This window comes from Curtobacterium citri (assembly GCF_030362955.1).
Taxonomy (GTDB): domain Bacteria; phylum Actinomycetota; class Actinomycetes; order Actinomycetales; family Microbacteriaceae; genus Curtobacterium; species Curtobacterium citri.
The window spans coordinates 17392-43656 of the sequence record NZ_JAUCML010000004.1 but is presented as its reverse complement, the minus strand read 5'-3'; the positions used below and the strand labels follow the sequence as shown (position 1 = coordinate 43656).

The 26265-nt window shown below is 71.6% G+C and carries 20 protein-coding genes; 12 read left to right on the top strand and 8 right to left on the bottom strand.

Annotated features, from left to right (window positions below):
• The first annotated feature begins 62 nt into the window (after window positions 1-62).
• The 4 genes from QUG92_RS07325 (at window position 63) to QUG92_RS07310 (ending at window position 4923) form a co-directional block, all read left to right on the top strand.
• Window positions 63-1388, top strand: coding sequence for an MFS transporter (locus QUG92_RS07325; RefSeq protein ID WP_289458470.1), 1326 nt, complete (start codon window positions 63-65; stop codon window positions 1386-1388).
• Between the two features lie 191 nt (window positions 1389-1579).
• On the top strand, window positions 1580-2887 hold the full coding sequence (locus tag QUG92_RS07320) for an RNA polymerase sigma factor (RefSeq protein WP_182047539.1): 1308 nt from the start codon (window positions 1580-1582) through the stop codon (window positions 2885-2887).
• A 6-nt stretch (window positions 2888-2893) separates the two neighbouring features.
• The gene (locus tag QUG92_RS07315) at window positions 2894-4153 is read left to right on the top strand and encodes a MurT ligase domain-containing protein (protein ID WP_289458468.1); all 1260 of its coding nucleotides are present in this window, start codon (window positions 2894-2896) and stop codon (window positions 4151-4153) included.
• Window positions 4150-4923: a type 1 glutamine amidotransferase gene (locus tag QUG92_RS07310; RefSeq protein ID WP_289458466.1), complete on the top strand. Its 774-nt coding sequence runs from the start codon at window positions 4150-4152 to the stop codon at window positions 4921-4923. The genes QUG92_RS07315 and QUG92_RS07310 overlap by 4 nt, the downstream gene beginning before the upstream one ends.
• An 85-nt stretch (window positions 4924-5008) precedes the next feature.
• Here QUG92_RS07310 and QUG92_RS07305 read toward each other — a convergent pair whose 3' ends face one another.
• Entirely contained in the window at window positions 5009-5233 is a 225-nt protein-coding gene (locus tag QUG92_RS07305; protein WP_069711029.1) for a DUF7455 domain-containing protein, read from the bottom strand.
• Window positions 5234-5412: 179 nt separating this feature from the next.
• On the opposite strand from QUG92_RS07305, the gene QUG92_RS07300 reads away from it, so the two are divergent.
• Window positions 5413-7530, top strand: a complete 2118-nt coding sequence (locus QUG92_RS07300; protein WP_289458464.1) for a DNA gyrase/topoisomerase IV subunit B — start codon at window positions 5413-5415, stop codon at window positions 7528-7530.
• 136 nt (window positions 7531-7666) lie between these two features.
• Here QUG92_RS07300 and QUG92_RS07295 read toward each other — a convergent pair whose 3' ends face one another.
• Window positions 7667-10153, bottom strand: a complete 2487-nt coding sequence (locus QUG92_RS07295) for a DNA gyrase/topoisomerase IV subunit A (RefSeq protein WP_182047543.1) — start codon at window positions 10151-10153, stop codon at window positions 7667-7669.
• 25 nt (window positions 10154-10178) lie between these two features.
• On the opposite strand from QUG92_RS07295, the gene QUG92_RS07290 reads away from it, so the two are divergent.
• Window positions 10179-11345 (top strand): alkaline phosphatase family protein, encoded by a 1167-nt coding sequence (locus QUG92_RS07290; protein ID WP_289458461.1) that lies wholly within the window; start codon window positions 10179-10181, stop codon window positions 11343-11345.
• A gap of 96 nt (window positions 11346-11441) precedes the next feature.
• Here QUG92_RS07290 and sepH read toward each other — a convergent pair whose 3' ends face one another.
• Complete coding sequence (sepH, locus tag QUG92_RS07285) at window positions 11442-12461, bottom strand: septation protein SepH (RefSeq protein ID WP_069711025.1); 1020 nt, start codon at window positions 12459-12461, stop codon at window positions 11442-11444.
• Window positions 12462-12773: 312 nt separating this feature from the next.
• On the opposite strand from sepH, the gene QUG92_RS07280 reads away from it, so the two are divergent.
• Window positions 12774-13076, top strand: a complete 303-nt coding sequence (locus QUG92_RS07280; protein WP_069711407.1) for a DUF4193 domain-containing protein — start codon at window positions 12774-12776, stop codon at window positions 13074-13076.
• 144 nt (window positions 13077-13220) lie between these two features.
• Here the strand turns inward: QUG92_RS07280 and QUG92_RS07275 are convergent, their stop codons facing one another.
• Window positions 13221-13652, bottom strand: coding sequence for a DUF3093 domain-containing protein (locus tag QUG92_RS07275; RefSeq protein ID WP_289458455.1), 432 nt, complete (start codon window positions 13650-13652; stop codon window positions 13221-13223).
• A gap of 79 nt (window positions 13653-13731) precedes the next feature.
• On the opposite strand from QUG92_RS07275, the gene dut reads away from it, so the two are divergent.
• The 5 genes from dut (at window position 13732) to dxs (ending at window position 20840) form a co-directional block, all read left to right on the top strand.
• Complete coding sequence (dut, locus tag QUG92_RS07270) at window positions 13732-14223, top strand: dUTP diphosphatase (protein ID WP_069711023.1); 492 nt, start codon at window positions 13732-13734, stop codon at window positions 14221-14223.
• Window positions 14220-14942, top strand: coding sequence for a DUF3710 domain-containing protein (locus QUG92_RS07265; protein ID WP_289458452.1), 723 nt, complete (start codon window positions 14220-14222; stop codon window positions 14940-14942). Before dut ends, QUG92_RS07265 begins: the two co-directional genes overlap by 4 nt.
• 44 nt (window positions 14943-14986) lie before the next feature.
• Window positions 14987-15790 (top strand): DUF3159 domain-containing protein, encoded by an 804-nt coding sequence (locus tag QUG92_RS07260; RefSeq protein ID WP_259346159.1) that lies wholly within the window; start codon window positions 14987-14989, stop codon window positions 15788-15790.
• Between the two features lie 128 nt (window positions 15791-15918).
• Window positions 15919-18774, top strand: coding sequence for an aconitate hydratase (locus QUG92_RS07255; RefSeq protein WP_289458449.1), 2856 nt, complete (start codon window positions 15919-15921; stop codon window positions 18772-18774).
• 131 nt (window positions 18775-18905) lie between these two features.
• On the top strand, window positions 18906-20840 hold the full coding sequence (gene dxs, locus QUG92_RS07250) for a 1-deoxy-D-xylulose-5-phosphate synthase (protein ID WP_289458446.1): 1935 nt from the start codon (window positions 18906-18908) through the stop codon (window positions 20838-20840).
• Window positions 20841-20967: 127 nt separating this feature from the next.
• Here the strand turns inward: dxs and QUG92_RS07245 are convergent, their stop codons facing one another.
• From QUG92_RS07245 to QUG92_RS07230, 4 genes are all read right to left on the bottom strand, one after another.
• Window positions 20968-23106, bottom strand: coding sequence for a 3-hydroxyacyl-CoA dehydrogenase NAD-binding domain-containing protein (locus QUG92_RS07245; protein WP_289458445.1), 2139 nt, complete (start codon window positions 23104-23106; stop codon window positions 20968-20970).
• A gap of 2 nt (window positions 23107-23108) precedes the next feature.
• Window positions 23109-24320: a thiolase family protein gene (locus QUG92_RS07240; protein ID WP_289458442.1), complete on the bottom strand. Its 1212-nt coding sequence runs from the start codon at window positions 24318-24320 to the stop codon at window positions 23109-23111.
• Window positions 24321-24446: 126 nt separating this feature from the next.
• Window positions 24447-25682, bottom strand: a complete 1236-nt coding sequence (locus QUG92_RS07235) for an HRDC domain-containing protein (protein ID WP_069711017.1) — start codon at window positions 25680-25682, stop codon at window positions 24447-24449.
• Window positions 25679-26260 (bottom strand): DUF3000 domain-containing protein, encoded by a 582-nt coding sequence (locus QUG92_RS07230; RefSeq protein ID WP_069711016.1) that lies wholly within the window; start codon window positions 26258-26260, stop codon window positions 25679-25681. The genes QUG92_RS07235 and QUG92_RS07230 overlap by 4 nt, the downstream gene beginning before the upstream one ends.
• Between the last annotated feature and the right edge of the window lie 5 nt (window positions 26261-26265).

Sequence of the window (26265 nt, the reverse complement as noted above, 5' to 3'; positions counted from 1 at the left end):
CCGCACGCCGCGTCCTCCACAGGTCGGTCCGGGCGCGGTGCGCACGTCGCTAGCCTGGTCGGGTGAACTCCCGCCGTGCCTTCCTCGTCTGGGGCGTCGCGGTGCTCGCCTACGTCCTCGCCGTGGTGCAGCGCTCGTCCCTCGGCGTCTCCGGGGTCGACGCGCAGGACCGCTTCGCGGTCTCCGCGGCGGTCCTGTCGACGCTCGCCGTCGTGCAGATCGCCGTCTACGCCGGTCTGCAGATCCCCGTCGGCATCGCGCTCGACCGTGTCGGGCCGCGGAAGCTCGTGCTCCTCGGGGCCGCCCTCCTCGTGGTCGGGCAGGCCGTCGTGGCCTTCTCGCCGACGATCGGACCGGCGATCGCGGGACGGGTGCTCGTCGGTGCCGGTGACGCCATGACGTTCATCTCGGTCATCCGGCTCGTGCCGATGTGGTTCAGCGGCCGGATCCTGCCGCAGATCTCGCAGTGGACGGGCAACCTCGGCCAGGTCGGCCAGATCCTCTCGGCCTTCCCGTTCGCCGTGCTCCTGCACACGGCGGGGTGGACGCCGGCCTTCGGCGTCGCGGCGGCCGCGAGCCTGGTGGGCCTGCTGCTCGCGGTGGCCTTCGTGCGGAACGGTCCGGTGCCGGTCCGCACCGACACGATCCCGCTGCCCCTCCCGCACTCGTGGCGCGGCGCGTTCCACACGTTCGGGCACGCGCTCCGGCGCCCCGGCACGCAGCTCGGGTTCTGGTCGCACTACGTCACGCAGTCCTCGGGCACGGTGTTCTCCCTGCTCTGGGGCGTCCCGATGCTCCGTGGTCTCGGCTACACCCCGAGCGAGGCGGCCGGGTTCCTCACGGTGATCGTCGTCACGGGATTCGTCGCCGGCCCGGTGCTCGGCGTGCTCTGCGCGCGCTTCCCGCTCCGCCGATCGAACCTGGTGCTCGGCATCGTCCTGGCGCTCGGGGTCGTCTGGACGGCCGTGCTGCTCTGGCCCGGGCACCCGCCGACGTGGCTGCTCGTGCTCCTCGTGCTCGCGATGGGCGTCGGCGGGCCCGGGTCGCTCGTCGGCTTCGACTTCGCGCGGAGCTTCAACCCCGTCGGGTCCCTCGGTTCGGCGAACGGCGTGGTGAACGTCGGCGGCTTCCTCGCGGCCTTCGTGATGATGTTCCTCATCGGCACCCTGCTCGACGTCGTCTCCGGGGCGACCGGGCGGACGGTCTTCGACTGGGAGAACTTCCGCGTGGCGCTGACGGTGCAGTACGTCGTGGTCGGTCTCGGCGTCGTGATGCTCCTGCTCGCCCGCCGGCGGACCCGGCGGGACATGCACGCGCAGGACGGAATACGGGTGGGCCCGCTCTGGGTTGCACTGGTTGCGCGCCTGCGGAAGAAGGCCGTGCAATAATGGAGGACGGACCCATCGGGCCCCGGATCTCCACGGCACTGCACCGCGCCGTGGAAGTCGGGGGACTTGACATGGGTCCTCATGCTGCCCGGAACGGTAGGACCTGACGACGCGGGGGACTGCGGCCCAGGCCCTGGGCGGCGAGGGAGGCCACGACCCCACGAACGTGGCATGACGAGAGAGGTGATCGCATGGCTGCCCGGAGCACGACGATCGATCCCACGAAGGACAACGAGCCCGAGGCCGTCGCGGCGGACGACGCCGACGCGGCCGAGGGGAAGGCTGCGCCGAAGAAGCGCGCCACGAGGACCACCGCAGCGAAGACCACCGCCGCGAAGAAGGCCGCACCGAAGAAGGCGTCGACCCGCGCGAAGAAGCAGGACGACGACGAGGACGAGGACGACGCGGCCGCCGAGCCCGCCGACGACGCCGTCGAGACCCCCGACGACACCGACGCCGAGGACACGACGGACGACACCGAGGACAAGACCGCGAAGCCGGACGCCGCCGCTGCGGTCGCCGCGGGCGCGCTCGTCATCTCGCAGTCCGACGACGACGAGGCACCGGTCTACTCGACCACCATCACGGGTGCGACCGCCGACCCGGTGAAGGACTACCTCAAGCAGATCGGCAAGGTCGCGCTGCTCAACGCCGAGCAGGAGGTCGAGCTCGCGATGCGCATCGAGGCCGGCCTGTTCGCGGAGGACAAGCTCCAGCACTCGACCGGTCTGTCGAAGCCCGAGGAGCGCGAGCTCCGCTGGGTCGCCCGTGACGGTCAGCGCGCGAAGTCGCACCTGCTCGGCGCGAACCTCCGTCTCGTCGTCTCGCTCGCGAAGCGGTACACCGGCCGCGGCATGCAGTTCCTGGACCTCATCCAGGAGGGCAACCTGGGCCTGATCCGTGCGGTCGAGAAGTTCGACTACACCAAGGGCTTCAAGTTCTCGACCTACGCCACGTGGTGGATCCGTCAGGCGATCACCCGCGCGATGGCCGACCAGGCCCGCACCATCCGCATCCCGGTGCACATGGTCGAGGTCATCAACAAGCTCGCCCGCGTGCAGCGCCAGATGCTCCAGGACCTCGGTCGCGAGCCCACGCCGGAAGAGCTCGCCCGCGAGCTCGACATGACCCCGGAGAAGGTCGTCGAGGTCCAGAAGTACGGTCGCGAGCCAATCTCGCTCCACACCCCGCTGGGTGAGGACGGCGACTCGGAGTTCGGCGACCTGATCGAGGACACCGAGGCGGTCGTGCCGGCCGACGCGGTGGGCTTCACGATGCTGCAGAAGCAGCTCGAGAGCCTGCTCGACTCCCTGTCCGAGCGCGAGGCGGGCGTCATCCGCATGCGCTTCGGCCTCGGTGACGGCCAGCCGAAGACCCTCGACCAGATCGGTGACACGTTCGGCGTGACGCGCGAGCGCATCCGCCAGATCGAGTCGAAGACGATGGCGAAGCTCCGCCACCCGTCCCGGTCGCAGTCGCTCCGCGACTACCTCGAGTAAGTCGGCATGCGCTTCCTCGTCCCGATCCTGGTCGGGCGGATCCTCCGCGCCCTCGCACGAGCGCGGGGCGGTGGATCCGCCTACCCGGGCTACATCGTCCTGAAGCTCGTGCCGGACTTCCTGCAGCACGTGACGAAGCAGTTCCCGAACGGCGTCGTCTTCGTGCTCGGGTCGAACGGCAAGTCCACGACGACGCACATGATCTCGGACATCGTCCGGGCGCACGGCCTCCGCGTCTTCACGAACCCCTCGGGTGCCAACCTGCCGCAGGGCATCGCCTCGGCGCTCCTGTCCGAGGTGTCGCTGACCGGTCGGCTCAAGGCGGACATCGGCATCCTCGAGGTCGACGAGGCCTTCGCGGTCGAGCTCGCCGGGATCCTGTCGCCGTCGACGGTGACGATGCTCAACGTCCAGGTCGACCAGCTCTACCGGTTCTTCGAGACCGAGCGCGTCGCGACGATGATGCTCGACACCGCTGCGCTGTCGACCGCGAACGTCATCACGAACCGCGACGACCAGTTCCTCGACGCGTACGTCGGTCGCTCCGGCCAGCGCGTGCTCCGCTTCGGCGCGAGTGCCGAGGTCGTGGCCGCCGCCCCGAACGGCCTGCAGAACGCCGACGACTTCGACCGCACCGCGGGGGAACCGAACCCGGCCGAGTCCGAGGTCGTGACGAACACCGGCGACGGTGCGACCGTGCGGTTCGACGGGACGGACATCCCGGTCCGCCTGCCGGCGCGGGGGCTGCACTACGCGGTCGACGCCGCCGCCGCGACGGCCACCGCGAGTGCCGCGCTCGGAGCGCAGTTCCGCGCGGACGCCGTCACGAGGGCGTTCGGCACGATGAAGCCGGCGTACGGCCGCGGTGAGCGGCTGCCCATCGCGGGCGAGTCCGCCGAGTTCACGATGTTCAAGAACGCCGCGAGCCTGCAGCTCAACCTCGATGCCCTGCCGGACCACCCGGAGCAGGTCCTCATGGCGATCGACGAGGGCACGCCGGACATCTCGTGGATCTACGACATCGACTTCTCGAAGCTCGACCACGTCGACGTCGTCTCGGGCGACAAGGCCTGGCAGATCGCGATCGCGCTCGAGCACGCCGGTGTCCGCATCGGCCGCGTGGAGCCCGACGTCGAGGCCGCCATCAGGCACATGCAGGGTCTCGGTGCGACGACGAGCGGCACGAAGAACTTCATCGTCAACTACGAGATCATGATGATCGCCCGCAAGGCCCTCGGCCACGGCGACATGGAGAAGACGGCATGACCGCCGACCGGTTGACCATCCTGCACGTCTACCCGCGCCAGATGGGCGTCTCGGGCGACCGCGGCAACGTCGCGGCGCTCGTCCGCCGTGCCGAGGCCGCGGACATCGCCACCGAGGTGGTCGAGTACGCGCCGGGCGACCCGGTGCCCACGACGGCGGACGTGGTCGTCGTCGGCAACGGCCCGCTCAGCGCCATGCGTTCGCTCGGCGCCGACGTCACGCGCGTCGGCGGTGCGGTCCGCGACCTCGCAGCCGCCGGTGTCCCGGTCGTCGCGGTCGGCGGCGGGTTCGACCTGGCGACGAACGAGGTCGTGCCGACCGAGGGCGCGCCGGTGGCGGGCTTCGGGGTGTTCGACGCGCGTGCCGTCCGCGGCGCTGAGCGACGGGTCAACTACTTCGTGCTCGACACGCGGTACCCGCTGCTCGGCGGTGCGTCGACGCGCCTCGCGGGGTTCGAGGACCACGCCACCCGCATCGAGCTCGGCGCCGGCGTCGAGCCCTTCGCCGACGTCGTGTCCGGCGGCGGCAACCAGGCCGGGGCCCCGGTCGAGGGCGCGATCGTCGGCACCTCGTTCGGCACGCACACGCAGGGCCCGATCCTGCCGCTCAACCCGCAGCTGACCGACGCGGTCCTCGCTGCGGCCACTGCGCGGCTCGACCGCGCGTACCAGCCGGACGCGGAGCGGACGGCCACCGTCGACCGGTACGCGCGCGAGGCGCGCGCGACGATCGACCGCTACGTCGACAAGGCGTTCAAGCGGATCGCCTGATCCTGCGGTCGACATCCGACCACGAACGGACGGGAGGCGCGGTGGCAGCTGGCACCGCGCCTCCCGTCCGTTCGTCGGGTGACGACTACTTCGACTCGTGGAGTCGGCTGCTCTCGTCGTGCCACTCGATGGCGGTCGCCGCGAGCTTGTCCTTGAACTCGGCGCCGTGGTGAGCGCAGAAGTAGAGCTCGCCACTGGCCATGGTGGCGCGGATGTAGGCCTGCGCTCCGCAGCTGTCGCAGCGGTCAGCAGCGGTGAGCTGGTGGCTGCTGGTCTCGTCGATGGAGAGGTCCTGCACGGTCTGGGTCATTGCTGTGCTCCTCACGGATCGCAGGTGGTGGCGCTTCGTGCACTCATTTGAACACGAGGTGGCTGGGAGACGTGCATCCGGGGCGGCCTGTTTCGCTGACCGCGGAGCGGTTGTCCCCAGTCCGAGGCGCGCCGCTCACCGGGGCCGAGGCTGTCGGTGCCCGTCGGTACCATCGGCAGGTGAGCTCCGACTACTCCGCACGCCACCTCTCCGTCCTCGAGGGACTCGAGGCGGTCCGGAAGCGTCCCGGCATGTACATCGGGTCCACCGACTCGCGGGGGCTCATGCACTGCCTGTGGGAGATCATCGACAACTCCGTCGACGAGGCCCTCGCCGGCCACGGCGACGAGATCGGTGTCGTCCTGCACGACGACGGTTCGGTCGAGGTCCGCGACACCGCCCGGGGTATCCCGGTCGACGTCGAGCCGAAGACCGGGCTGACCGGTGTCGAGGTCGTCTTCACGAAGCTCCACGCGGGCGGGAAGTTCGGCTCCGGGTCGTACGCCGCGTCCGGTGGCCTGCACGGTGTGGGCGCCTCGGTGGTGAACGCGCTGTCCGAGCGGCTCGACGTGGAGGTCGACCGCGGCGGCAAGACCTACGCCATGTCGTTCCACCGTGGTGAGCCCGGCACGTTCGCCGGTGACGGCCCGGACGCACCGTTCTCCCCGTTCACGTCCGGCAGCGAACTGCGCGTCGTCGGCAAGGTGAAGCGGGGCGTCACCGGGTCCCGCATCCGCTACTGGGCCGACCGGCAGATCTTCACCGCGGACGCGAAGTTCAGCACCACCGACCTGGTGAGCCGCGCGCGCCAGACCGCGTTCCTGGTGCCGGGCCTCGGCATCACCATCACCGACGAGCGGCCCTCGTCGATCGAGGCCGCCGCCGCACGGGCGGTCGCCACGGGCGCGCCCGTCGAGTCCGGACCCGTCATCGAGCGCTTCCGCTACGAGGGCGGCATCAGCGAGTTCGTCGAGCACCTCGCCGTCGACACCGCTGTGACCGACGTCTGGCGGATCGAGGGCACGGGGACGTTCACCGAGACCGTGCCGATGCTCGACGACAAGGGCCACATGGTGTCGACCTCGGTCGACCGCGAGTGCCAGGTCGACATCGCGCTGCGCTGGGGCAGCGGCTACGAGACCATCGAGCGCAGCTTCGTGAACATCATCGCGACCCCGAAGGGCGGCACGCACCTGACCGGCTTCGAGTCGGGGCTCGTGAAGGCCGTCCGCACCCAGGTCGAGGCGAACGCGCGGAAGCTCAAGGTCGGTCAGGACAAGCTCGAGAAGGACGACGTGCTCGCCGGGCTCACGGCCGTGCTGACCGTCCGCCTGCCCGAGCCGCAGTTCGAGGGGCAGACGAAGGAGGTCCTCGGCACGCCCGCGGTCCGGAAGATCGTCGACCAGGTGGTGTCGAAGCGACTCACCGAGATCCTGACCTCGACGCAGCGCACCGAGAAGGCGCAGGCCGCCACGCTGCTCGAGAAGGTCGTCGCGGAGATGAAGACCCGCATCTCGGCCCGGGCGCACAAGGAGACCCAGCGCCGGAAGAACGCGCTCGAGAACTCCTCGTTGCCGACGAAGCTCGCGGACTGCCGCAAGCAGGACGCCGAGGGCACCGAGCTCTTCATCGTCGAGGGCGACTCCGCGCTCGGGACCGCCAAGCTCGCCCGCAACAGCGAGTACCAGGCGCTGCTGCCGATCCGCGGCAAGATCCTCAACGTGCAGAAGGCGTCGGTGTCGGACATGCTGTCCAACGCCGAGTGCGCCTCGATCATCCAGGTGATCGGCGCCGGCTCCGGCCGCTCGTTCGAGATCGACCAGGCGCGCTACGGCAAGGTCATCATCATGTCGGACGCCGACGTCGACGGCGCCCACATCCGCACGCTGCTGCTCACGCTGTTCTTCCGGTACATGCGGCCGATGATCGAGCAGGGCCGGGTGTTCGCCGCCGTCCCGCCGCTGCACCGGGTGGTCGTCGTCAACCGCGGCAAGCCGAACGACACGCTGTACACCTACTCGGAGGCCGAACTGCAGGCCGTGCTGAAGAAGCTCGCGAAGCAGGGCAAGAAGTACCAGGAGCCGATCCAGCGGTACAAGGGCCTGGGGGAGATGGACGCCGACCAGCTCGCGGAGACGACGATGGACCGCACGCACCGGACGCTCCGCCGGGTGAACGTCACCGACGCCGAGGGTGCCGCGAAGGTCTTCGAACTCCTCATGGGGAACGACGTCGCGCCGCGCAAGGAGTTCATCCTCGCCGGCGAGGGCCTCGACCGCGACCGCATCGACGCGTAGCGCGGCCCGAGACGCCGCTCTCGCGCCGAGACGCCGCCGAATCGGACGGCGTCTCGCGGACTGCGGTGCGTCTCGCGGACTCGAGGGTGTCCTGAGCAGCAGGCTGGCGTCCGAGCGGATGTCCGCCCGGGCGCGCCTACGCCTCGCCCGCGGTCCCGTCGAGCGCCGCGGCGCTCCCGCCGATGGAGTCGATCACGGCCTCGAGCGGCGCCCCCGACCCGTCGCGCTTCGAGAGCCAGTCCGGCAGCGTCCGTGCGGCTCCGTCGACCCCGACCGCGTGCGGCGGTGCGATGCCGGCCCACGCCACGGTCAGCCCGTCCTCGCCCTTGAGGAACGCGTGCGCCCGGACGCCCTGGGTCGCGCGGCCCTTCGCCGGGAACTCGGAGAACGCGGACACCTTCGCGCGACCAGCGTCCGTTCCGGGCAGGGCACCCGAGGCCGTCGACACGGTCGCGACCACGGCGTCGTCCGAGCGGGCGACGGACCCGAACCAGATCACCGTGGCGCCCGAGGCCAGCGAGACCCCGGCGACGCCGCCCGCGGGCAGGCCCTGGGGACGGACGCCCGACGCCGGGAACCGCAACAGCTGCGCGTTCGACGTGATGAAGACGAGGTCGTCGGACTCGGGAGCCTGCGCGGCCCCGACGACGGTGTCCTTCGGCTTCAGGCCGATCGCGACGAACTCGTCCTTGTCCGGCCAGGCGCCCGTGGCGACGCGCTTGACGGTGCCCTGCGCGGTGCCGATCGCGACGGAGTCCGCGGCGCCGGTCGACAGGTCGACGAGTGCGACGACCGTCTCGGTCCGCGTGATGCCGAGGTAGTCCCCCACCCGGACCCCGGCATCCAGCCGGACCGAGGCGGGCGGGACGGCGGGGACGTCGACGGGGGAGAAGCGGAGCACGCGCCCGGTGGACGTCAGCGCGCCGACCTGCCCGCGCACCGTCGACAGCACCGTCGAGCGGACGGCGTCGTGCTTGGAGCGCTGAGGGACGCGGACGATGCCGAGGTCGGTGTCCGGGACGTCGACCCGCACGAGTCGGCCCGTGGTGGAGAGCAGCACGCGGCACGGGGCGTCCGCGATCTGCAGCGACTCGGGGTCGACGGCGGCCTTCCGCCCGCCCTTCACCGGCGCGTCGGCCTCGGTGAGCAGGGTGCGACGCGGGGTCGCGAAGCGGTCGGACACCTCGGTCAGCTCGAGGGCCACCTGGGCACGCAGCCGGTCGTCGGAGGCGAGCAGTTCCTCGAGCGCGGCGATGTCCGCGAGCAACTGGTCGCGCTCGCCCTCGAGCTCGAGGCGCGAGAACTTCGTCAGGCGTCGGAGCCGCAGCTCGAGGATGTACTCGGCCTGCACCTCGGAGAGGTCGAAGACGTCCTGCAGTCGTGTGCGCGCCGCCTCGGAGTCGTCGGAGGACCGGATGACCTCGATGACCTCGTCGATGTCGAGGATGGCGACGAGGAGCCCCTCGACCAGGTGCAGTCGCTCGCGCCGTCGTGCCAGGCGGTACTCGGAGCGGCGCGTGACGACGGCGAGACGGTGCCGCACGTAGACGTCGAGCAGCTCCCGCAGCCCGAGCGTCCGGGGCGAGCCGTCGACGAGGGCGACGTTGTTGATGCCGAAGCCGTCCTCGAGCGGGGTGTGCTTGTACAGCTGCTCGAGCACGGCCGACGGGTTGAAGCCGGACTTGATGCCGATGACGAGCCGGAGCCCGTGGTTCCGGTCGGTGAGGTCGTTCACGTCGGAGATCCCGACGAGCTTCTTCGCCTGGACGCCGTCCTTGATCTTCTCGATCACCCGCTCGGGTCCGACGAGGTACGGCAGCTCGGTGACGACGAGGCCGACCTTGCGCGGCGTGAGGTTCTCGATGCTCACCTTGGCGCGCGTGCGGAAGGAACCGCGGCCGGTGGCGTAGGCGTCGCGGACCCCGGAGAGCCCGACGATCGTGCCGCCGGAGGGCAGGTCGGGACCCGGGACGAACTCCATCAGCTCGTCGAGCGTCGCCTGCGGGTTCATCAGCAGGTGCTTCGCCGCCTCGACGACCTCGCCGAGGTTGTGCGGCGCCATGTTCGTCGCCATCCCGACCGCGATGCCGGACGCGCCGTTGACGAGCAGGTTCGGGAACGCCGCGGGCAGCACGCCCGGCTGCATGATCTGGTTGTCGTAGTTCGGGACGAAGTCGACGACGTCCTCGCCCAGGCCCTCGGTCATCGCCATCGACGGCTCGGCGAGTCGCGCTTCGGTGTACCGCGCGGCTGCGGGCCCGTCGTCGAGCGACCCGAAGTTGCCGTGTCCGTCGACGAGCGGCACGCGCATCGTGAACGACTGCGCCATGCGCACCAGGGCGTCGTAGATCGCGCTGTCGCCGTGCGGGTGCAGCTTGCCCATGACCTCGCCCGTGACGCGGGCGCTCTTCACGTGCCCCCGGTCCGGCCGCAGTCCCATCTCGGCCATCTGGTACAGGATGCGACGCTGCACCGGCTTCAGGCCGTCGCGCGCGTCCGGCAGGGCCCGCGAGTAGATGACGGAGTACGCGTACTCGAGGAACGAACCCTGCATCTCCTCGGAGACGTCGACGTCCTCGATGCGCTCACCGTCGGGCAGGCCGACTGCTTCCGTGCGTGCCATGGGACCTTTCTGGGAGGATCGTGGGGTGCCCCCCAGCGTACCGAGCGCCCCCGACGCCACCGCGAACCTCGCCGACGTGCTCCCGAGTTGCCTCGTCGCGCTCGGCGCCGCCGACGACGCCTGGTTGCGTGCCACCGGACGGGAGGCTCGGATCGCGCTCCGCCCCGCCCGTTCCGTCGTCGTCGTGCTGGTCGACGGCCTCGGCTCGTCGGCACTGTCGGCCCGCGCCGGCCACGCGCGCTGGCTCACCGCCGCCACGGGCGGCGGCACGCTGAAGCGCCTGCGGAGCGGCTTCCCCACGACGACCGCCGCGGCCCTGAGCACGCTGACCACCGGTCGCTCGCCCGGCACGCACGGCGTGGTGGGCTACAGCGGCTGGGAGCCCGGCACCGAGCGGGTGGTCAACCTGCTCAGCGGGTGGGACGACGAGGTGCCCGCCGGGTGGCTGCTCGCGAGCACCGTCTTCACCGAGGCGGCGGCGCTGGGCGTCGAGCCCGTCGTCGTCGGCCCGGCGCGGTACGAGTCGTCCGGCATGACCGCGAACGTGCTCGGCGGTGCCCGGTACGCGGCGGCGGACAGCATCCCGCAGCGGGTGGATGCCGCGCTGGCCGAGACCGCCGCGGGCCGGTCGCTCGTGTACCTCTACGTGCCCGAGCTCGACTCGATCGGCCACAAGCGCGGCTGGGAGTCCGACCGGTGGACCGCGGCGCTCGAGCAGCTCGACGGCGAGCTCGCCCGGCTCGCGGCACGCAGCGGCCCGGACGTCGGGATCCTCGTCACGGCCGACCACGGCGTGCTCGACGTGCCGCCGGAGGCGAACATCGCGATGGACCCGGCGCTGCTCGTCGACGTCGTCGCGATCGCCGGGGACCCGCGCTGCCGGCAGCTCGCCGTCCGGCCGGGCACCGACGTCCCCGCACTCGTGGCGGCCTGGCGCACGCGCTACGGCAAGAAGGCGTACGTCGCGAGCCGCGACGAGGCGGTCGCAGCGGGCTGGTTCGGCGCCGTCGACGACCGCGTGCTCCCGCGCATCGGTGACGTGGTGGTGGTCGCGCGGGGGTCGTGGGCGTTCAACGACGACCGCGAGCTCGACCCGCGGAAGGAGCCGAAGCGGATGATCGGACAGCACGGCGCCCTGACCGACGACGAGGTGTTCGTACCCCTGCGACTGGCGGGTGCCTTCGCGGGCTGACCCGGCGCCGGAACGGGTGCAGCCCCGCAGCGCGACGAGCGCTGCGGGGCTGCACCGGGCCTCCCGTCCGACGGGCGCGGCTCGGGAGGGAGCGGATCAGGCGGGGTCCTCCGGGCGGGTGCCGAAGACGATCTCGTCCCAGCTCGGCATCGAGCGGCGGTTGCGCTTCTTGCGCTCCGGACGGTTCTCGGACCCGGGGGCCGACGTCGGGCGGTCCTCCTGCTCGGGAGCGGAGGCGGGGGAGGCGTCCCATCCCTGCAGCGGGACGTCGACGACGCTGATGGAGGTACCGCGCGGTTCGTCCTGCTGCTCCGTGAAGGACGCGGCCTCACGTTCGCCGCGACGACGCCGGAGGGCCTCGAGCAGGTCGGCGGTCTCGTTGCCGGGCGAGCGCTCCTCGACCGGCGCGGCGCCGATGCGGGGGAGCGGCGCACGGAGCGGACGGTCCTGCACCTCGGGCTCGACGGCGTCGTGGTCGTCCTGCTCGACGCGGAACGCGCCCGAGTCGAACCGCGTGCCGTCGGTGTCCTGGTGGTCGTTCTCGACGGCGCGGAGGCGCGGCGCGATGCCCTCGTCCTCGGTGTGCGAGAGCCGGTGGGCGTCGCCGTTGTCGGGCACGAGCGTCGACGTCTTCGGGTCGAACAGCCACTGCGCGTCGTGCTCGACCTCGGACGCGGTGTAGCGGACGCGCACCTGCCAGCCCTGCTCGGGGTCCTTCCACGAGCCCCACGCGACCGACCGGGCGTCGCCGGACTCGAGCTTGGCCTCGATGGCCGCGCCGAAGGTGTCGGGGGACTCGTCGTCGGCCGGCGTCACCGGGACCCGGCGCGCAGCGTCGAGGACGAACGCGCGCTCGGCGAGCACGGGACCCTCGAAGCGTCGGACGTACTCGACGTCGACGTCGAGCGCGGCGGCCACGTCGGCGGCGTCCGCACCGCCCCGGATGCGAGCCTGCACGTCCTTCGGGGACACGCGCTTGTGCGGACCGGCGTCGGGGTTCGCCTGGCGCACCTGGCTCGACAGCGACGCGGTGACCGGCAACCGGAACTCGGTGCCGCCGTCGGTCGCGAGCAGGAGTGCCCCGGACTCGACCCCGATGACTCTCACGTCTTGCATGGTTGCGCCTCCCGAGCGTTGCGTACGGTCGTGCTCGTACCTTGCAGGAGTATGCAGCCGGGCGCGCCCGTTCCCGCGGAGGCGCACGGGCGTGCCGCGGACTCCCGGGAGGACGAGTGCCCGAGCGGGTCGCACCGGGACGTACCGGGACGCCCGGGAGCGTGCCCGGCGTGCGGGAATGTCCGTGGTGAGCGACGGGTTGCAGCGCCTGACGATCCCGCACGGCGTTCGGTTTGCGCTCTCGCGGGTCGTGGTGCAAACTGTCGCCGCCGATCACCGGCGACGACCTCTCGACACGAGAAACGGATGGGCATGGCCACCGATTACGACGCCCCCAGGAAGACCGACGACTCCTCCACGGACTCGGAGTCGATCGAGGCCCTCAAGGAGCGCGTGCCCGACAAGATGTCGGGGGTCGTCGACGATGATTCGGACAACCCCGGCAGCTTCGAGCTCGCCGGACAGGACCTCAGCGACGTCGACCTCGACGTCGTCGTGCTGCCCCCGCAGGTCGACGAGTTCACCTGCGTCGAGTGCTTCCTCGTGAAGCACCGCTCGCAGCTCGACCACGAGTCGAAGCTCGGCCCCGTCTGCGCGGAGTGCGCCTCGCTCTAGGCACGCGATCACGAACGGCCCGTCACCCGTCGAGGGTGGCGGGCCGATCCGCGTGCCGGGCCGTCCTGGGGAGGAACGGGCGTGGCGGGCGTGCGCCGCGCCTCCCGGCCGCCCCTCGGGCGACGCGACGGGCGCGAGCCGACGTCAGGAACGCAGCGCGTCCACGACCGCCTGGGGGTTCCGCGCGCTCACCAGCCAGTACGGCGTCGGGTCCGCGGGGTCCGCGACCTCGACGCGCACGACGCCCCGGACGTAGCCGCGGAAGAGCGTCCACGCGCGGGCGTCGAGCGCCGGCCCGCGCTGGTCCGTGGCCGCTGCGCCGGAGTAGGCAGCGGCCTCGCCGACGAGCGCGCGGGGGAGGTGCGCCCTGCCGGCGCGGAACTCGGTGTCCGTGACCTCGATGGTGGGGGCGAGCGCCCAGAGCAGGACGAGCACGCCGGCGTACATCCCGATCGCCACGAGCACCCCGGCGAGGACGCTGATGGGCAGGAACACGAGCAGGCTCGCGGGGATGACGAGCGCCGTCGCCAGGTACAGGGCGGGCGGGGCCCAGAGTCGTTCGCGGTACACGGTCACCCCTCCATCCCACCACGACATCCCGCCCTCGCCGGTCCGAGGTCACGGAACGGTCACGGCTGCACTACCCTCGTGTCTCGTGACCGAACCAGTCGACGTGCTCTGGACCGGGGAGAACGCTCCCGGCCACGCCCACCCCGGGGACGCCGGTGCCGACCTCGTCTCCACCGAGTCGTTCGTGCTGCAGCCGGGCGAGCGTCGCCTGGTCGGCACGGGCCTGCGGATCGCGCTGCCCGAGGGGTACGCCGGGTTCGTCGTCCCCCGCAGCGGGCTCGCGGCGAAGCACGGCATCACGATCGTGAACGCGCCGGGCACCGTCGACGCGGGCTACCGCGGCGAGATCGGGGTCGCGCTGCTCAACACCGACGCCGCCGAGGCGTACGAGGTCCGGACCGGCGACCGCATCGCGCAGCTGATCGTGATGCCGGTGCCCCGCGTCACGTACACGCGCGTCGAGGCACTGCCGGACAGCGTGCGCGGTGAGGGCGGGTTCGGGTCCTCGGGCTACGGTGACCGGGGTGGTGCCCTGTACGGCGCCGCCGACGACTTCCAGGAAGGAACGGACGCATGAAGTTCGGCCGACGCAAGCGGGACGAGGTCGAGGTGGCGGACGCCGTCGTCGACGACGCCGAGATCGCGGAGACGACGCCGGAGGTCGACATCGCGACCGACGCCGACGCCGACCTCGACGAGGTGGACGCCGTCGCCCCGACGGACAAGTCCGCCCCGAGCGACCGGGCCGAGAACGGCCCCCACGACGAGACCGAGGCGAACCTGGTCCGTCCCTACGTCGACCTGGGCGGCGTGAAGGTGCTCCCCCGCGAGGGCCTGCACCTGCGCCTCGAGGTCGAGGAGGGCTCGCAGCGCGTCGTCGCGGTCGGGCTCGACTACGACGAGTCGACGCTGCAGGTCCAGCCGTTCGCCGCCCCGCGGTCGACCGGCCTCTGGCACGAGATCCGCGCGCAGATCGCGGACCAGATCGAGCGGCAGGGCGGCCGCGTCGAGGAGGTCGACGGGCCGTTCGGCCCCGAGCTCCGCGCGCTCGTCCCGGTCGTCACCGACGGCTCCGGCTCGACCGACGGCGCCCGGGCGGCGCGGTTCGTCGGCGTCGACGGCCCCCGGTGGTTCCTGCGCGGCGTGATCGCCGGCAAGGCCGCCGAGCAGCCCGACGACGCCGCCGAGATCGAGGAGCTGTTCCGCAGCGTGGTCGTGGTGCGCGGCACCACGCCGATGCCGCCCCGCGACCTCATCCCGCTGCACATGCCGAAGTCGACGCAGTCCGCCGTCTGACGCCCGGTACGTCCCCGCTCGACTCGACACGGCCTGGAGGCACGGTGCCGGACCACGACGACACCCCGCGTCGCGCAGACGCGACCGACGAGACCCCCGGTCACGTCCCGACGTCGCCACGGGAGCCGGCTCCTGAGCCCGAGGTCGCGCCGTCGTTCTCGGCACAGTTCCGCGCCGCGGTGCAGAACGCCGGGATCGCACGGGTCGCCCCGGGGGAGGCGCCGTCCGGCCGGGCCCTGCTCGGCGCCGTCGGCGGTGTGCGCGGCCTCGCCGAGTCGGTCCTCCCCGGGTTCGCCTTCCTGGTCGTCTACGCGATCACGAAGGAGCTCGTGCCGAGCGTCGTGATCCCGGTCGTCGTCGGCCTGGTGTTCGTCGTGCTCCGCCTGCTGCAGCGGCAGTCGCTCACGATGTCCTTCGCGGGCATCGCCGGTGTGGTCGTCTCCGCGGCGCTCGCACTGTTCACCGGCCGTGCCGAGACCAACTTCATCCCCGGCATCGTCATCAACTCGGTGTGGCTGGTCGGCCTCCTGGTGAGCCTCGCGGTCCGCTGGCCCCTCATCGGCGTCGTGGTCGGCTTCCTGCTGCCGGCGGACGAGGACGGCTCGCACGTGGACTGGCGCGCGGACCCCACGAAGCGCCGCGTGCTGACCGTCGCCACGTGGGTCTGGGTGGGGCTCTTCGCGCTGCGACTGGCCGTCGAGGTGCCGCTGTACTTGACCGCCCAGGTCGAACTGCTCGCCGCGGTGAAGCTCGTCCTCGGCGTGCCGCTCTACGCCGCCGTGCTCTGGGTCACCTGGCTACTCGTCCGCACGGTGTTCGTGCGGCGTGAGGACACCGCCGCGGTGTAGGGTTGTCTCGACATCGAGACACTTTCCCGGCGACGCTCCGACGCGGCCGGGATTAGGTTTGCCTTGCTGGTGGGACGTTCCGCGGCCCACGAGGATGAGGGCACACCGATCACCAGGGAGGCGGCACAGTGGCTGCAGTCAACAGCTTCGGCTCGAAGGACACACTGTCGGTTGGGGGTGTCGACTACGCGATCCACCGGATCGACACCGTGCCCGGGCACGAGAAGCTCCCGTACAGCCTGAAGGTGCTGCTCGAGAACCTGCTCCGCACCGAGGACGGCGCGAACGTCACCGAGGAGCAGATCCGGGCGCTCGGCTCGTGGCGGCCCGAGGCCGAGCCGGACACCGAGATCCAGTTCTCGCCGGCCCGCGTGGTCATGCAGGACTTCACCGGCGTCCCGTGCATCGTCGACCTCGCCACCATGCGCGAGGCGATGGCCGAGATCGGCGGCGACCCGAACAAGATCAACCCGCTGTCGCCGGCCGAGATGGTCATCGACCACTCCGTCATCGCCGACCTCTTCGGTCGCGAGGACGCACTGCAGCGCAACACGGACCTCGAGTACGAGCGCAACGGGGAGCGCTACCAGTTCCTCCGCTGGGGCCAGACCGCGTTCGAGGACTTCAAGGTCGTCCCGCCGGGCACCGGCATCGTCCACCAGGTCAACATCGAGTACCTGGCGAAGGTCACGTACACGCGCGAGTTCGACGGCGAGCTGTACGCGTACCCGGACACCCTCGTCGGCACCGACTCGCACACGACGATGGTGAACGGTCTCGGCGTGCTCGGCTGGGGCGTCGGCGGCATCGAGGCCGAGGCCGCGATGCTCGGCCAGCCCGTGTCGATGCTCATCCCGAAGGTCGTCGGCTTCAAGCTGTCCGGGTCGATCCCGGCCGGCGTGACCGCGACCGACGTCGTGCTCACCATCACGCAGGAGCTCCGCAAGCACGGCGTGGTCGGCAAGTTCGTCGAGTTCTACGGCGAGGGCGTCTCCGAGGTCCCGCTGGCGAACCGCGCGACCATCGGCAACATGTCCCCGGAGTTCGGGTCGACCGCCGCGATCTTCCCGGTCGACGGCGTCACGCTCGACTACCTCCGCCTGACCGGCCGCACCGAGGACCAGATCGCCCTCGTCGAGGCGTACAGCAAGGCCCAGGGCCTGTGGCACGACCCGTCGGTCGAGCCCGCCTACTCGGAGTACTTGGAGCTCGACCTCTCGACGGTCGTGCCGTCGATCTCGGGTCCGAAGCGCCCGCAGGACCGCATCGAGCTCTCGAAGGCGAAGGACCAGTTCGAGGTCGACCTCGCCAACTACGCGAGCATCGATCACACGCACGAGGACAAGGCCGTCGCCGACACCTTCCCGGCGTCGGACCCGGTCGCGGCCGCACCCGGCGACGAGCACGCGGTCGACGACCTGCAGGACGCCCCGCCGTCCGAGGTCCCGCTGCACGCGTCGAGCGCCCCGGGCACGGTGTCGAAGCCGACGTCGGTCTCCGTCGCCGACGGCGACCCCTTCACGATCGACCACGGTGCCGTCGCGATCGCGGCGATCACGTCGTGCACGAACACGTCGAACCCCTCGGTGATGATGGCCGCCGGCATCCTCGCGCGGAACGCCGCGAAGAAGGGCCTCAAGGCCAAGCCGTGGGTCAAGACGACCCTGGCGCCGGGCTCGAAGGTCGTCACCGACTACTACGAGAAGGCCGGGCTCACCAGCTACCTCGAGGACCTCGGCTTCTACACGGTCGGTTACGGCTGCACGACGTGCATCGGCAACTCGGGTCCACTGCCCGAGGAGATCTCGCAGGCCGTGCAGGACAACGACCTCGCCGTCACCGCGGTGCTCTCGGGCAACCGCAACTTCGAGGGCCGCATCAACCCCGACGTGAAGATGAACTACCTGGCGTCCCCGCCGCTGGTCATCGCCTACGCCCTGGCCGGGTCGATGCACTTCGACTTCGACAAGGACGCCCTGGGCACCGACCAGGACGGCAAGGACGTCTACCTGCAGGACATCTGGCCCGACGCGGCCGAGGTGCAGGACGTCATCGACACGTCGATCGACACCGAGATGTTCACCCACGAGTACGGCTCCGTGTTCGAGGGCGACGACCGCTGGAAGAACCTGCCGACCCCGACGGGCGACACCTTCGAGTGGGACACCGAGTCGACCTACGTGCGGAAGCCCCCGTACTTCGAGGGCATGACGATGCAGCCGGACGCGGTGTCGGACATCTCCGGCGCCCGCGTGCTGGCGAAGCTCGGCGACTCGGTCACCACCGACCACATCTCGCCGGCCGGGTCGATCAAGGCGGACAGCCCCGCCGGGCAGTACCTCGCCGAGCACGGCGTCGACCGGAAGGACTTCAACTCCTACGGCTCGCGTCGCGGCAACCACGAGGTGATGATCCGCGGCACGTTCGCGAACATCCGCCTGCGCAACCAGCTGCTGGCCTCCGCGAACGACGGCGCCGGCGTCGAGGGCGGGTACACCCGTGACTTCACGACGCCCGACGGCGAGCAGTCGTTCATCTACGACGCGTCGCAGCACTACCAGGAGCAGGGCATCCCGCTCGTCATCTTCGGCGGCAAGGAGTACGGCTCCGGCTCGTCCCGTGACTGGGCGGCGAAGGGCACGAACCTGCTCGGCGTCAAGGCGGTCATCACCGAGAGCTTCGAGCGCATCCACCGCTCGAACCTCATCGGCATGGGCGTCGTCCCGCTGCAGTTCCCGGCGGGCGAGACGGTCGAGTCGCTCGGCCTCGACGGCACCGAGGTCGTCTCGATCTCGGGGCTCACCGAGCTGAACGAGGGCCGCACGCCGAAGACCGTGCACGTCACGGCCGAGCCGAGCGAGCACTCGCCGGCGGGCAAGCAGACCGTGGAGTTCGACGCGGTCGTCCGCATCGACACTCCTGGTGAGGCCGACTACTACCGCAACGGCGGCATCCTGCAGTACGTGCTCCGTTCGCTCGTCTGAGCGACGTGAGCACGGGTCGCTGACGCGACCGAGACACGGACGGGAGGCGCGGTGCCCGCTGGCACCGCGCCTCCCGTCCGTGTCCTGGTTGCGCGGCTAGGGTGGGGGCCTGCCCCACGAAAGGAGCGCCCGTGAGCCTGCTGAGCAGCATCTCCTCGCCGCGCGACCTCAAGCGTCTGTCGGACGCGCAGATGACCGAGCTCGCCGCCGAGATCCGCCGGTTCCTGGTCGCCGAGGTCGCGAAGACCGGTGGGCACCTCGGGCCGAACCTCGGCGTCGTCGAGCTGACGCTCGCGATGCACCGGGTGTTCGACTCCCCGCACGACCCGTTCGTCTTCGACACCGGGCACCAGTCGTACGTGCACAAGCTCGTCACCGGGCGGCAGGACTTCTCGCACCTCCGGGAGCGCGGCGGGCTCGCCGGCTACCCGCAGCGCAGCGAGTCGGAGCACGACATCGTCGAGTCGTCGCACGCGTCGTCGTCGCTGTCCTGGGCGGACGGAATCTCGCGCGCCTTCCGGCAGACCGGGCAGGACGACCGCACCGTGGTCGCCGTCGTCGGGGACGGCGCACTCACCGGCGGCATGACGTGGGAGGCGCTCAACAACATCTCCGACGGCAACGACCGTCGGCTCGTGATCGTCGTCAACGACAACGGGCGCTCCTACGCACCGACCATCGGCGGCATGGCGCGGTTCCTCAGCTCGGTCCGCACGCGTCGTGAGTACCGCGCGTTGTTCGAGAAGTCCCAGGCCGTCGCGTCGCACTTCGGGGCGCCGGGCCGGGCGTTCTACCGCGGGCTCCGCGGTGGCATGCACGGCTTCCTCTCGCGCTTCACGAACAACGAGGCGCTGTACTCGAACCTCGACATCAAGTACATCGGTCCGGTGAACGGTCACGACGAGCGCGCGATGGAGGCTGCGCTGCGCCAGGCCAAGGCCTACGGTGCGCCGACGATCGTGCACGCCATCACCGAGAAGGGCCACGGCTTCGAGCCCGCGCTCCGTGACCAGGCGGACCAGTTCCACGCCGTCGGGCACATCGACCCCGAGACCGGCGAGTCGCTCGACGTCTCCGCGGGGCCGTCGTGGACGTCGGTGTTCGCGTCCTCGCTCGCCGACCTCGGTGCAGCGGACCCGCGCATCGTGGCGATCACGGCGGCGATGCTCCGTCCGACCGGCCTCCACCGGTTCCAGGAGCGGTTCCCGTCCCGGGTCATCGACGTGGGGATCGCCGAGCAGCACGCCGTGACCTCGGCCGCCGGGCTGGCCTACGGCGGGCTGCACCCCGTCGTGGCGCTGTACGCGACCTTCCTGAACCGGGCGTTCGACCAGGTGCTCATGGACGTGGCGCTCCACCGTGCCGGCGTGACGTTCGTGCTCGACCGCGCGGGCATCACCGGGCCGGACGGGCCGTCGCACCACGGCATGTGGGACCTCGCGCTGCTGCAGGTCGTCCCGGGCATCCGGATCGCGGCGCCGCGTGACGCGCCGACGCTGCGCGAGGAACTCGGCGAGGCCGTCGCCGTCGACGACGCCCCGACCGTGCTCCGCTGGTCGAAGGGGTCGGTCGGGCCGGACGTCCCGGCGCTCCGACGGCTGCACGACGGCGTGGACGTCCTGCGGGACCCCGCCGAGGGGCAGGAACCCGACGTGCTGTTCGTCGCCGTCGGCTCGATGGTGCAGGTCGCCCTCGAGGCCGCCGCACTGCTCGAGGCGCAGGGCATCGGCGTCACCGTGGTGGACCCGCGATGGGTCGTGCCGATCCCCGCGTCGCTCATCGACCTGTCGCGCGAGCACCGGCTCGTCATCACCGTCGAGGACGGCGTCCGCGTCGGCGGCGTGGGTACCCGACTGCGGCAGGACCTCCGCGCGGCGGGGGTCGACACCGGGGTGAACGAGCTGGGGCTGCCGGACGAGTTCATCGACCACGCCTCGCGCTCCGAGATCCTGGCGGACGTCGGGCTGACGGCGCAGGCCATCGCGCGCGACGTGATCGACCAGGTGGTCGGGACGAAGCTGCCCCAGGCGAAGCCGGCGCGGACGCGGGAGTCGGCGGACCGCTGAGTGGCGGTGGCCGTCGCTCGGTTCGGCGCGTGGTTCGGCGTGCTGCAGCACAACGGAAAGCACCTCGCGCCACGGAACTCCGTGGCGCGAGGTGCTTCCCGTTGTGCGGGGACCCCGCAGGGCCGCGCTAGCGCGAGGCGGGGCCGACGATCGCTGGGTCGTGGAACCGGCCGCCGAAGACCCGCTCGGACGCGCCCGAGCGGTCGAGGTACGGGCTGATGCCGCCGGCCAGGAACGGGTAGCCCGCGCCGAGGATCAGACCGAGGTCGATCTCCTCGACGTGCTCGACCACGTGGTCCTCGAGCATCCGGTGCACCTCGTCCGCCAGCGCGTCCTCGAACCGCTGCTGCATCGTCGCCGCGTCGACCGGCTTCGCGTCCTTCTTCGACGGTGCGACGAGCTTCACGGCGGCGGGGTCGTACCCGGTGACGCTGCCCTTCTTGTCGCGCGTCAGGATCGTGCCGTGCTCGGCGATCCGCTTCAGTCCGTCACCCGGGTAGAAGCGCTCCGGCCACGCGGCGTGGTGCGAGTCGAGCACGTGCGCGCCGACCGGCAGGCCGACGAGCTCGAGCAGCTCGAACGGCGACATCGGCAGGCCGAGCGGCGCCGCACCCTCGGCGACCGTCTCGAAGGGCGTGCCCTCCTCGACGCCGCGCATCGCCTCGCCGAGCACGCGGGCGAGCACGCGGTTGACGACGAAGCCGGGCTGGTCGGCGGTCACGATCGCGGTCTTCTTCAGCGTCTTCGCGACGGCCAGGGCGGTCGCGACCGTCTCGTCCGACGTCGACGCGGGGCGCACGACCTCGAGCAGCGGCATCACCGCGACGGGGTTGAAGAAGTGGAAGCCGACGAGCCGCGACGGGTCGGACAGCACCGAGCCCATCTCGGACACCGACAGCGACGAGGTGTTCGTGGCGAGGATCGCGTCGGGTGCGATGACCTGCTCGATCTTCCGGAGGACGTCCTGCTTGACCGACATCTCCTCGAAGACGGCCTCGATCACCCAGTCGGCGTCCGCGAAGGCGTCGTACGACACCGAGCCGCTGACGAGGGCCTTGATGCGGTTGGCGTCGTCCGGGGAGACCCGCTTCTTGGCGAGCAGCTCGTCGACCGAGGACCGGATGCGCTCGACGCCGGCGTCGACCCGCGACTGGTCGACGTCGGTGATGACGACGGGGACGCCGAGGCGACGGGCGAACAGCAGCGCGAACTGCGACGCCATGAGACCGGCACCGAGGACCCCGACCTTCGTGATCTTCTTCGCCTCGACGCCCTCGGGAGCACCGACCGGCTTCTTCGCACGCTTCTGCACGAGGTCGAACGCGTACATCGACGCGGCGAACTGGTCGCCGGCGAGCAGGTCGGCCAGGGCGTCGTCCTCGTCGGCGTAGCGGTCGTCGAGCGACCCCGACCTCGCCGCGGCGACGAGGTCGAGGGCGCGGAACGGCGACTTCGGGACGGTGCCGATCTTCGACGCGACCTGCGACCGGGCGACCTTGACGACGGTGCCCCACGCGGCCTTCTCGATCATGCCGGGCTCGTTCTTCCGGACGACCTTGGTGCGACCGGACACGACGCCGTCGGCCCACGCCACCGCCGACGGCAGGAAGGTCACGGACGGGATGAGCGCGTCACCGATGCCGATCTCGACCGCGGCGGGGCCGTCCATCAGACGGTTGTTCTTGAGCGGGTTCTCGACGATGACCCGGAGGGCCTTCTCCGGACCGATCAGTCGGGGGAGCAGCGTGGCACCGCCCCAGCCGGGGATGATGCCGAGGAAGACCTCGGGCAGCCCGATGCCCTGCGCCGCCGACGAGAAGACGCGGTACGTGCAGTGCAGGGCGATCTCCAGGCCGCCGCCGAGCGCGATGCCGTTCACGAACGCGAACGACGGCACACCGAGGTCGGTCAGCTTGCGGAGGGTCGCGTGCCCGAGGGACCCGAGCTCGTGCGCGACCTCGCGGGAGGGCAGCGCGGCCGCCTGCGACAGGTCGGCGCCGGCGGCGAAGCAGTACTCCTTGCCGGTGATCGCGACCGCCTGGATGCTGCCGGTGGACGCCGCCGCGCGCAGGGTGTCGAGCACGTCGGACAGCTCGCGCATGGTCCGCGGGCCGAGCGTCGACGGGCGCTTGAAGTCCTTGCCGTTGTCGAGCGTGATGAGCGCCAGGGTGCCGCCGGACGGCAGCGCCACGTGCTTCACGTAGGAGTGGGTGACGACCTCGTCCTCGCTCAGGGCGGTCAGCTGGTCGATCGCAGTGGTGGTCATCGTCAGGCCGCCTTCCGTGCCGCGCTCTTGCTGAAGTTCGGGTTCTCCCAGATCACGGTGCCGCCCTGACCGAGCCCGATGCACATCGTCGTGATGCCGTACCGGACGTCCGGACGCTCGGCGAACTGCGCCGCGAGCTGGTTCATCAGCCGGACGCCGCTCGACGCGAGCGGGTGCCCGACGGCGATCGCGCCGCCCCAGGCGTTGACGTTCGGGGAGTCCTGCGCGATGCCGTAGTTGTCGAGGAAGGCGAGCACCTGCACGGCGAACGCCTCGTTGATCTCGAACAGGCCGATGTCGTCGATCGTCAGGCCCGCCTTGCGCAGCGCCTTGTCGGTCGCGGGGACGGGGCCCACGCCCATGACCTCGGGCTCGACGCCGGCGAAGGCGAACGAGACCATGCGCATCTTGGTCGGCAGGCCGTGCTGCTTCGCGCCGTCCTCGGACGCGAGCAGGCTCATGGTGGCACCGTCGTTCAGACCGGCTGCGTTGCCCGCGGTGACCCGTCCGTGGGGCCGGAACGGCGTCTTCAGGCCGGCCAGTGCCTCCAGGGTGGTGCCCGGTCGCGGCGGCTCGTCCTTCGCGACGATGTCCCAGCCCTCGCCGGTGTTCACCTCGACCGGCACCACGTCGGGCTGGAGCTTGCCGGCCGCCCACGCGGCGGCGTAACGCTGCTGCGACTGGACGGCGAAGGCGTCCGTGCGGTCCTTCGTGATGGCGGGGAAGCGGTCGTGCAGTCGCTCGGCGGTGCTGCCCATGACGAGGGCGTCGCCCGCCACCATGCGCTCGGCGATGAACCGGGGGTTGACGTCGGCGCCGAAGCCCATCGGGTGTCGGCCCATGTGCTCGACGCCGCCGGCGATCGCGACGTCCGCGGCACCGAAGGCGATGGCGCCGGCGAGGGTGGTGACGCTCGTCATCGCACCGGCGCACATGCGGTCGATCGCGTAGCCGGGGACCGACTTCGGCAGCCCGGCGAGCATGCCGACGGTCCGGCCGAGGGTCAGGCCCTGGTCGCCCTGCTGGGTGGTGGCGGCGACGGCGACGTCGTCCACCGCCGCACCGTCGAGCTGGCTGTTCCGGTCGAGCAGGCCGCGCATCGCGTGGACCGCGAGGTCGTCCGCGCGGGTCTTCCAGAACACCCCCTTCTCACCGGCTCGTCCGAACGGGGTGCGGACACCGTCCACGAACACGACGTCTGATGCCTTGGGCAATCGGGGCCTCCAGATCCACTTCGATCGGGTCGGGACGCGTTCCGCCCCGACCGGCCGGGCAGCGCCCGGCGACACCGGAGACGCTATGCCCGGAGGCTGGACGGACGCATGCCCGTTGGGGTGTTCCTACGAGCCGGTGTTGCTCTCGGCAGCAGGCTGCTGTCCGGCGTCGACAAAGGCGTGCGCGATGATCGACGCCGTCTCCTCGACCTGCCACGGACGGGCGTCGTGCGACGCGAGCGCGGCGCCGACGGTCTCGGTCGCGATCGGCGTCGGCGGCTCCCACGACACCACGCGGAGGGTCTCCGGCGTGAGCAGGTTCTCGACGGGCAGGTCGAGCTCCTCGGCACGGGTGACGACGGCGGCACGGGCGGCCTTGTACCGGCGGTCCGCGTCGGGGTTGCGGTCGGCCCAGGCGCGGGGCGGCGGGAGCGTGGCCTCGCCGGTCCCGCGGAGCTTCGGCAGGTCCTCGGTCGTCCGACCCTCGTCGACGGCGGCCCACCACCGGTCGAGCTCCGACCGGCTCGCGCGCCCGGTGAACGCCTTCACCGCGCCGAGTTCCGACCGCGACGTCGGGGCGGCCGCCGCGGCCGCGACGATCGCCGAGTCCGGCACGAGCCGACCGGGGGCGATGTCGACCTCGCGCGCGTACGCGTCGCGGGCGAGCCACAGGGAGCGGGCGATCGCCAGCGCCCGTGCACCGCGCAGCGCGTGCATGCCGGACAGCCGACGCCAGGGCTCGGCCTTCGGCGGCTTCGGGGCGCGACCGAGCACGGCGGCGAACTCCTCCGATGCGATCCGGGACTTGCCGGCGGCGTCGAGCACGGCGGCGAGGGCGTCGCGGAGGTCCGGCAGCAGCTCCACGTCGAGCGCGGCGTAGACGAGCCAGGCCTGGGGGAGCGGACGGGTCGACCAGTCGGCGGCGGAGTGCGCCTTCGCGAGCGTGATGCCGAGCAGCTGCTCGACGACGGCACCGAGTCCGACGCGGGGGAAGCCGGCGATGCGGGCGCCCAGCTCGGTGTCGAAGATCCGGGTCGGCACGAGACCGACCTCCTGCAGGCAGGGCAGGTCCTGCGAGGCGGCGTGGAACAGCCACTCCTCGTCGACGACGGCGTCCTGCAGCTCGGCGAAGTCGCCGATCGCGATCGGGTCGAAGAGGAAGGCGCCGGCACCGCGGCGGAAGACCTGGATGAGGTAGGCGCGCTGCGAGTAGCGGTAGCCGCTGGCGCGTTCGGCGTCGACGGCGACCGGGCCGTGGCCGGCGGCGATCGCGGCGACCGCCTCGAGGTACTCGTCGCGGTCCTCGATCACGTGGACGGCGTCGTGCGCGTCCTCGAACGCGGGATCGGCGGGGTCGGTCACTTCGTGGTCCTCCTCGGGGCCAGCAGCGTCACGCCGTCCGACGCCGGCGGGAGCCCCGCGAGCATCGCGACGATCTCCTCCCAGGCCTCGACGTGCGCGGTGAGGTCCTCGTCACGGGGCGTCCAGGACGCCCGGAGCTCCAGCTGTGCGCCGTCGCCCTGGGCGGCGAGGTCGCCGTAGCCGCGCGAGATGATCTTGGTCGCCGTGCCCGACGCCCGGTCGTAGCTGGCCCCGTGTGCCTCGAGGGCGTCGACGAGCCAGCTCCACGTGACGTCCGCGACGAACTCGTCGACGCCGATCTCCGGCTCGAGCGGTGCCTGGGCGAAGGTCACCACGCGGAACGCGCCGCCCCACCCCTCGGGTTCTGCGGGGTCGTACAGCGCGATGAACCGGCCGGTGCCGAGGTCGGAGTCGATGCCGTGCACCGCACCGGAGACGTCCGCGGCCAGGGCGATCGAGTGCGGCGCGATCCGCGAGGGCGAGGGGATCTCGGTCACCGTCGTCTCGGTGCGGGTGCCGCCCGACGCGACCAGCGCGCGCAGTCGCGCGAAGGCCTCGGGCTCAGCGGATTCGGACACGCTTG

Coding starts and splice junctions, on each gene's coding strand:
- QUG92_RS07310 (WP_289458466.1), top strand. CDS start 4,150: ATGACCGCCGACCGGTTGACCATCCTGCACGTCTACCCGCGCCAGATG.
- sepH (WP_069711025.1), bottom strand. CDS start 12,461: ATGCAAGACGTGAGAGTCATCGGGGTCGAGTCCGGGGCACTCCTGCTC.
- QUG92_RS07245 (WP_289458445.1), bottom strand. CDS start 23,106: ATGACCACCACTGCGATCGACCAGCTGACCGCCCTGAGCGAGGACGAG.
- QUG92_RS07295 (WP_182047543.1), bottom strand. CDS start 10,153: ATGGCACGCACGGAAGCAGTCGGCCTGCCCGACGGTGAGCGCATCGAG.
- QUG92_RS07280 (WP_069711407.1), top strand. CDS start 12,774: ATGGCCACCGATTACGACGCCCCCAGGAAGACCGACGACTCCTCCACG.
- QUG92_RS07265 (WP_289458452.1), top strand. CDS start 14,220: ATGAAGTTCGGCCGACGCAAGCGGGACGAGGTCGAGGTGGCGGACGCC.
- QUG92_RS07320 (WP_182047539.1), top strand. CDS start 1,580: ATGGCTGCCCGGAGCACGACGATCGATCCCACGAAGGACAACGAGCCC.
- QUG92_RS07315 (WP_289458468.1), top strand. CDS start 2,894: ATGCGCTTCCTCGTCCCGATCCTGGTCGGGCGGATCCTCCGCGCCCTC.
- QUG92_RS07305 (WP_069711029.1), bottom strand. CDS start 5,233: ATGACCCAGACCGTGCAGGACCTCTCCATCGACGAGACCAGCAGCCAC.